7 protein-coding genes are annotated in these 7,001 nt (G+C 60.5%); 5 read left to right on the top strand and 2 right to left on the bottom strand.

Going from position 1 to position 7,001, the window contains the following annotated elements:
* Window positions 1-28: 28 nt before the first annotated feature.
* The 5 genes from hemE (at window position 29) to ACJ8IP_RS23890 (ending at window position 3,598) form a co-directional block, all read left to right on the top strand.
* Complete coding sequence (gene hemE, locus ACJ8IP_RS23870; protein WP_033652710.1) at window positions 29-1,093, top strand: uroporphyrinogen decarboxylase; 1,065 nt, start codon at window positions 29-31, stop codon at window positions 1,091-1,093.
* Window positions 1,094-1,102: 9 nt separating this feature from the next.
* The gene (nfi, locus tag ACJ8IP_RS23875; protein WP_047024910.1) at window positions 1,103-1,789 is read left to right on the top strand and encodes a deoxyribonuclease V; all 687 of its coding nucleotides are present in this window, start codon (window positions 1,103-1,105) and stop codon (window positions 1,787-1,789) included.
* Window positions 1,790-1,837: 48 nt separating this feature from the next.
* Window positions 1,838-2,428 (top strand): YjaG family protein, encoded by a 591-nt coding sequence (locus ACJ8IP_RS23880; RefSeq protein WP_033644369.1) that lies wholly within the window; start codon window positions 1,838-1,840, stop codon window positions 2,426-2,428.
* Between the two features lie 189 nt (window positions 2,429-2,617).
* A complete protein-coding gene (hupA, locus tag ACJ8IP_RS23885) occupies window positions 2,618-2,890 on the top strand; it encodes a nucleoid-associated protein HU-alpha (RefSeq protein ID WP_004929874.1) in 273 nt (90 codons plus the stop codon).
* Between the two features lie 36 nt (window positions 2,891-2,926).
* Window positions 2,927-3,598 (top strand): DUF1481 domain-containing protein, encoded by a 672-nt coding sequence (locus ACJ8IP_RS23890; protein ID WP_080273415.1) that lies wholly within the window; start codon window positions 2,927-2,929, stop codon window positions 3,596-3,598.
* Window positions 3,599-3,647: 49 nt separating this feature from the next.
* Here ACJ8IP_RS23890 and purD read toward each other — a convergent pair whose 3' ends face one another.
* Window positions 3,648-4,931: a phosphoribosylamine--glycine ligase gene (purD, locus tag ACJ8IP_RS23895; protein ID WP_046688074.1), complete on the bottom strand. Its 1,284-nt coding sequence runs from the start codon at window positions 4,929-4,931 to the stop codon at window positions 3,648-3,650.
* A 48-nt stretch (window positions 4,932-4,979) separates the two neighbouring features.
* Window positions 4,980-6,569 carry a bifunctional phosphoribosylaminoimidazolecarboxamide formyltransferase/IMP cyclohydrolase gene (gene purH / locus ACJ8IP_RS23900; protein ID WP_089181545.1) on the bottom strand — a complete coding sequence of 530 codons (1,590 nt, stop codon included), beginning with the start codon at window positions 6,567-6,569 and terminating at the stop codon, window positions 4,980-4,982.
* Between the last annotated feature and the right edge of the window lie 432 nt (window positions 6,570-7,001).

A 7,001-nucleotide genomic window follows, 5' to 3' on the forward strand; every position in this document is an offset into this window, starting at 1 on the left:
CCGGCAGATTATTAAGGGAGCCCCATAAATGACTGAGTTGAAGAACGATCGCTACCTGCGCGCGCTGTTGCGCCAGCCGGTGGATGTGACCCCCGTATGGATGATGCGCCAGGCCGGTCGTTATTTGCCGGAGTACAAGGCGACCCGCGCCCAGGCCGGTGATTTCATGTCGCTGTGCAAGAACGCGGAGCTGGCCTGTGAGGTTACGCTGCAGCCGCTGCGCCGCTATGCGCTGGACGCCGCCATTCTGTTCTCCGACATTCTCACCATTCCCGACGCCATGGGGCTTGGCCTGTACTTTGAAGCCGGCGAAGGCCCGCGTTTCAGCTCACCTATCACCTGCCGTGCCGACGTCGACAAACTGCCGGCGTTCGATCCGGAAGTGGAGCTGGGCTATGTGATGAACGCGGTGCGCACCATCCGCCGCGAGCTGAAGGGCGAAGTGCCTCTGATCGGCTTCTCCGGCAGCCCGTGGACGCTGGCTACCTATATGGTTGAAGGCGGGAGCAGCAAGGCCTTCACCAAGCTGAAAAAAATGATGTATGCCGAACCGGCCACGCTGCACCTGTTGCTGGACAAGCTGGCGGACAGCGTGATCCTGTACCTCAACGCCCAAATCAAGGCCGGCGCGCAGTCGGTGATGGTGTTCGACACCTGGGGCGGGGTGCTGACCGGGCGCGATTACCGCGAGTTCTCGTTGCACTACATGCACAAGATCGTCGATGGCCTGCTGCGTGAAAATGACGGCCGCCGCGTGCCGGTGACGCTGTTTACCAAAGGCGGCGGGCAGTGGCTGGAGGCGATGGCCGCCACCGGCTGCGATGCGCTGGGGCTGGACTGGACCACCGATATCGCCGACGCGCGTCGTCGCGTGGGCGACACAGTGGCGCTGCAGGGCAATATGGATCCGTCGATGCTCTATGCTTCTCCGGCGCGCATCGCGGAAGAGGTGGAGACCATTCTGGCCGGTTTTGGCCACGGCAACGGTCATGTGTTCAACCTGGGCCACGGCATCCATCAGGATGTGCCGCCTGAGCACGCTGGCGCCTTCGTCGAGGCGGTGCACGCGCAGTCGGCGAAATACCACCGTTAAGGATTCGATGTGACCGATATGCAGGCCCTGCGCGCCGAACAGCTGCGGCGCGCTGCTGAAATCATTCGCTACGACGATCTGCCGGCCGAACCGCCGGCCTTCATCGCCGGCGCTGACGTGGGCTTCGAGCAGGAGGGGGCGGTGACGCGTGCCGCCATCGCCATACTGCGCTATCCGTCGCTGGAGCTGGTGGAATATCAGGTGGCGCGCATCGCCACCGTCATGCCTTATATCCCGGGCTTCCTGTCGTTTCGCGAATATCCGGCGCTGTTGGCCGCCTGGGCACAACTGCGGCAAAAGCCGGGGCTGATCTTCGTCGATGGGCATGGTATTTCACATCCGCGGCGCCTCGGCGTCGCCAGCCATTTCGGCCTGCTGGTCGATGTACCGACCATCGGCGTGGCCAAGAAGCGCCTGTGCGGCAAATTCGCGCCGCTGGAGGCCGCCGTCGGCGCGCTGGCGCCGTTGGAAGATAAGGGGGAACAGCTGGGCTGGGTATGGCGCAGCAAGGCGCGCTGCAACCCGCTATTCATCTCTACCGGTCACCGCGTGGGCGCCGACAGCGCGCTGGTGTGGGTGCAGCGCTGTATGGCGGGCTACCGTTTGCCGGAGCCGACCCGCTGGGCCGACGCCATCGCTTCGCGCCGTCCGGCGTTTCAGCGTTGGTTGCAGCAGCATCCGGAGGTGTCGCCATGAGCGATTTCGGGTACACTGCGCCGCAGATAACGCGTAAGAGAGTAAAGCATGCTACGTAACCCGATTCATTTACGTCTGGAACGGCACGAGGCTTGGCAACATTTGACCTTTATGGCCAGTTTGTGCGAGCGTATGTACCCGAATTACCAGATGTTCTGCAAACAGACCGAGTTCGGCGATCCGGCGATTTATCGCCGCATTCTGGATTTGGTGTGGGAAACGCTGGTGGTGAAGGACGCCAAGGTCAACTTCGACAGCCAGCTCGAGAAGTTGGAAGAGGCGATTCCGTCGGCGGAAGATTACGATCTTTACGGCGTTTACCCGGCAATTGATGCCTGTATCGCATTAGGGGAACTGATCCATTCGCGGCTCGGCGGGGAGACGCTGGAGCACGCCATCGCCATCAGCGAAACATCGATTCGCACCGTGGCGATGTTGGAAATGACTCAAGCCGGTAGGGAAATGACCGACGAAGAGTTGGGAAGTTTGCCTGCGGTAGAGGAAGAATGGGACATTCAATGGGAAATTTTCCGCCTGTTGGACGCCTGTGAAGAGCGCGATATAGACCTGATCAAGGGGCTGCGATCCGACCTGCGAGAGGCCGGTGTCAGCAACATCGGGATAAATTTAGCGCAATAAGGCAACAAAACGTGATTTAACGCCTGATTTGTCATGCCTTAAGGCTTCACATCCGCACCCTGTCTGGTCTACATTTGGGGGGCGTAAAAAAAGTGGCTATCGGTGCGTGTATGCAGGAGAGTGCTGTCAATCGGCATATCCGTCGCACTCGATGCTTTGCAAACGATAAACACACTGTAAGGATAACTTATGAACAAGACTCAACTGATTGATGTAATCGCGGACAAGGCTGACCTTTCCAAAGCACAAGCTAAACTGGCTCTGGAATCCACCCTGGCTGCTATTACTGAGTCTCTGAAAGAAGGTGATGCAGTACAATTGGTTGGCTTCGGTACTTTCAAAGTAAACCATCGTAGCGAGCGCACTGGCCGCAACCCACAGACTGGCAAAGAAATCAAAATCGCAGCAGCCAACGTGCCTGCGTTCGTTTCTGGCAAAGCACTGAAAGACGCTGTTAAATAAGACCGCGCCTCGGTGAAAAGATTAAACAGAGGGGCGATGGCGCCCCTTTTGTTTACTCGTCGGGTGCTCATGGCCGCCGGCATCGCCCTCGGTCTGAGCGCCTGCAGTTTCCATTCCGATATTCCCAGCTTTACCGCCAGCGGCTTTGTGGCCGATCAAGGCGTGATACGCCTGTGGCGTAAAGACGATGAGCAACATCGCCCGCAGGTGCTGGTCAGCGTCTATAGTCCCTACCGCGGACCGGGTACCATCACCACGCTGTACACCTATCAGGGCGACGTGCTGCGCCAAATCAAACGCAACGACGCCGACGGCGATCGAGATTCCATTCAACTGCGCTTTGCCGACGACGGCACGGTGAGCTTTATGCAGCGCCAGCTGGCGACACGCCGCGAACCGCTGACCCGCGATGAAATCGCCCTGTATCAATATCAGGCGCGACGTATCCTCGAAGTCAGCAATGCGCTGCGCGCCGGCAAGGTTAAATTGCTGCAGGGGCGTTGGTTGCAGGGCGAAGTGCAAACCTGCGACGGGCAGCGCTTAAAACCCGGGTTGGATGCTTCCGCCATCGCCTGGATCGAAAAACGCGCCCGCAGCAGCAGCCGGCCGGTGAGCGTCGCCTGGTTGGAAGCGCCGGAAGGCAGCGAGCTGCTGCTGGTGGCGAACGACGACTTCTGCAGCTGGGAACCGAAAGAAGACCAGCTATAAAAAAGGCCCCGCGCTGCGGAGCCTCTTGTCATGACCTTATCAGGTCAAATCACTTGCCGCGCGCAATCGCGCGATAACCGATATCTTTGCGGCAGAAGCTGCCCGGCCACTGGATGCCTTCCGCCAGCTGATAGGCGCGTTGTTGCGCCTGCGCCACGGTGTCGCCCAGCGCCGTCACGCACAGAACGCGGCCGCCGCTGGTGACGACGTCATCGCCCTGCAGGCGCGTGCCGGCATGGAAGACCTTACCGTCGGCGCTTTCCTGTTGCGGCAGCCCCTGGATCACCTCGCCGTTGCGATAGTCACCCGGATAACCGCCGGCCGCCAGCACCACGCCGAGCGCAGGGCGCTCGTCCCAGTCGGAGGTTTTCTCGTTCAGGCGGCCTTCGGCTCCCGCCAGGCACAGTTCCACCAGATCGGAACGCAGGCGCAGCATGATCGGCTGGGTTTCCGGATCGCCGAAACGACAGTTGAATTCGATCACCTTCGGCTGGCCGTCGGCGGCGATCATCAGGCCGGCGTAAAGGAAGCCGACGTAGGTGTTGCCTTCCGCCGCCATGCCGCGCACCGTCGGCCAGATCACCTGGTCCATGGCGCGCCGGTGGATTTCGTCGGTCACTACCGGTGCGGGAGAATAGGCGCCCATGCCACCGGTGTTCGGGCCGGTGTCGCCGTCGCCGACGCGCTTGTGGTCCTGGCTGGTGGCCATCGGCACCACGTTCTCGCCGTCGACCATCACAATGAAGCTGGCCTCTTCACCGTCAAGGAACTCTTCCACCACGATGCGATGACCGGCGTCGCCGAAGGCGTTGCCGGCCAACATGTCGCGCACCGCCTCTTCCGCTTCCTGCAGCGTCATCGCGACGATCACGCCTTTACCGGCCGCCAGGCCATCGGCCTTGATGACGATCGGCGCGCCTTTGCTGCGCACGTAGGCCAGCGCCGGCTCCACGTCGGTGAAGTTTTCGTATTCGGCGGTCGGGATGCGGTGGCGCGCCAGGAAATCCTTAGTGAAAGCTTTGGAGCCTTCGAGCTGCGCGGCGGCCTGCGTCGGGCCGAAGATTTTCAGACCGGCGGCCTGGAAGGCGTCGACCACGCCAATCACCAGCGGGGCTTCCGGCCCAACGATGGTCAGACCGATGTCATGGCTCTGGGCGAAAGCGACCAGGGCGGGGATATCGGTGGCGGCGATCGCCACGTTCTCCAGATTGGCTTCCAGCGCGGTGCCGGCATTACCCGGCGCAACGTAGACTTTATCCGCCAGCGGAGACTGGGCGGCTTTCCAGGCCAGCGCGTGCTCGCGCCCGCCGTTGCCGATAATCAAAATGTTCATCAGGGGCTCCACGAATGGCGTGCGCCGAAGCGCACGCGGCAAAAGGAATTAATGGCGGAAATGACGCATGTCGGTGAAGATCATCGCGATGCCGTGTTCGTTGGCGGCGGCGATCACTTCGTCGTCGCGGATCGAGCCGCCAGGCTGGATCACGCAGGTGATGCCGACTGCAGCTGCGGCATCGATGCCGTCACGGAACGGGAAGAAGGCGTCGGAGGCCATGGCGGATCCTTTCACTTCCAGCCCTTCGTCGCTCGCTTTGATGCCGGCGATCTTGGCGGAATAAACGCGGCTCATCTGGCCGGCGCCTATGCCGATGGTCATGTTGTCACGCGCATAAACGATGGCGTTGGATTTCACGAACTTGGCCACTTTCCAGCAGAACAGCGCGTCACGCAGTTCCTGTTCGGTCGGCTGGCGCTCGGATACCACGCGCAGATCGGCGGCGGTCACCATGCCGAGATCGCGATCCTGTACCAGCAGCCCGCCGTTGACGCGCTTGAAGTCCAGCCCCGCCACGCGTTGCTGCCACTGGCCGCAGGCCAGCACGCGCACGTTCTGTTTGGCGGCCAGCAGGGAGCGCGCTTCCTGAGTGACGTTTGGCGCGATGATCACTTCCACGAACTGGCGGCTGATGATCGCCTGCGCGGTGGCGGCGTCCAGCTCGCGGTTAAAGGCGATGATGCCGCCGAAGGCGGAAGTCGGGTCGGTTTGGTAAGCGCGCTCATAGGCGGCGAGGATGTCGTCGCCGATCGCCACGCCGCAAGGGTTGGCGTGCTTGACGATCACGCAGGCCGGTTCGGCGAACTCTTTCACGCATTCCAGCGCGGCGTCGGTATCGGCGATGTTGTTATAGGACAACGCTTTGCCCTGCAGCTGCTCGGCGGTCGCGACGGACGCTTCCTTTACCTCTTCTTCTATATAGAAGGCGGCCTGCTGGTGGCTGTTCTCACCGTAACGCATATCCTGCTTCTTGATGTAGTTGAGGTTCAGAGTACGAGGGAAGCGGCCGGACGGCTGTTCGGTCTCGCCGTGGTACGCCGGCACCAGCGCGCCGAAGTAGTTGGCGATCATGCTGTCGTAGGCGGCGGTGTGTTCGAAGGCCTTGATGGCGAGATCGAAGCGGGTGGCATAGCGCAGCGAGCCGTCGTTGTTGTCCATCTCGGTAATGATGGCGGCGTAGTCGCTGCTCTTCACCACGATGGCGACGTCTTTATGATTCTTGGCGGCGGAGCGCACCATGGTCGGGCCGCCGATATCGATATTTTCGACCGCGTCTTCCAGCGAGCAATCTGGGCGCGCCACGGTTTGGGCGAACGGGTACAGATTGACGACCACCATGTCGATAGGCTGGATGTCATGCTGATTCATGACCGCGTCGTCCTGGCCGCGGCGGCCGAGGATACCGCCGTGAACTTTCGGGTGCAGGGTCTTAACTCGTCCGTCCATCATCTCCGGGAAGCCGGTGTAGTCGGAAACTTCGGTAACGGGCAGACCGGCGTCTGCCAGCAGGCGGGCGGTGCCGCCGGTGGAGAGCAGTTCAACGCCGCGCTGGGAAAGCGCTTCGGCGAATTCAACGATACCGGCTTTGTCAGACACGCTGAGCAGAGCCCGGCGGATTGGACGAGGTTGTTGCATGGTTTTATCCCTTGGCTTTGAGTCGCAATTAAAGAGCGTTACGTGAATGTCCACCTCGTTCTCTCTATAAAGCGCGGTTTTCTGCCTTATAAAGGGAGGGACAGGCACAAATTCAGGTAACGCCCCCGTAAAAAGGGGGATCGTTTCGTCGCGGGGAATTGTAGCGAAAACGTTTGCGTGGCGCTCGTAAATTTTCCGTACAAATCGCATCTGTGGATAACACTGTGTGCAAGTGGGTATAAAGCGGGGTTTTGCTGTGGAATGCAGCTAACGATCGTTTTTGCTGAAAATACCTGTTGCGGCCTGCGAGGAACTCCCTATAATGCGCCTCCATCGACACGGAACATGTGAACAACTTCACAGAGTATCCGGGGGTCGCAGAGAAAAAATCCTGAAAATTAGGGTTGACTCTGAAAGAGGAAAGCGTAATAT

Source organism: Serratia sp. CY52157 (assembly GCF_052168495.1).
GTDB classification, from domain to species: Bacteria; Pseudomonadota; Gammaproteobacteria; order Enterobacterales; family Enterobacteriaceae; genus Serratia; species Serratia ureilytica.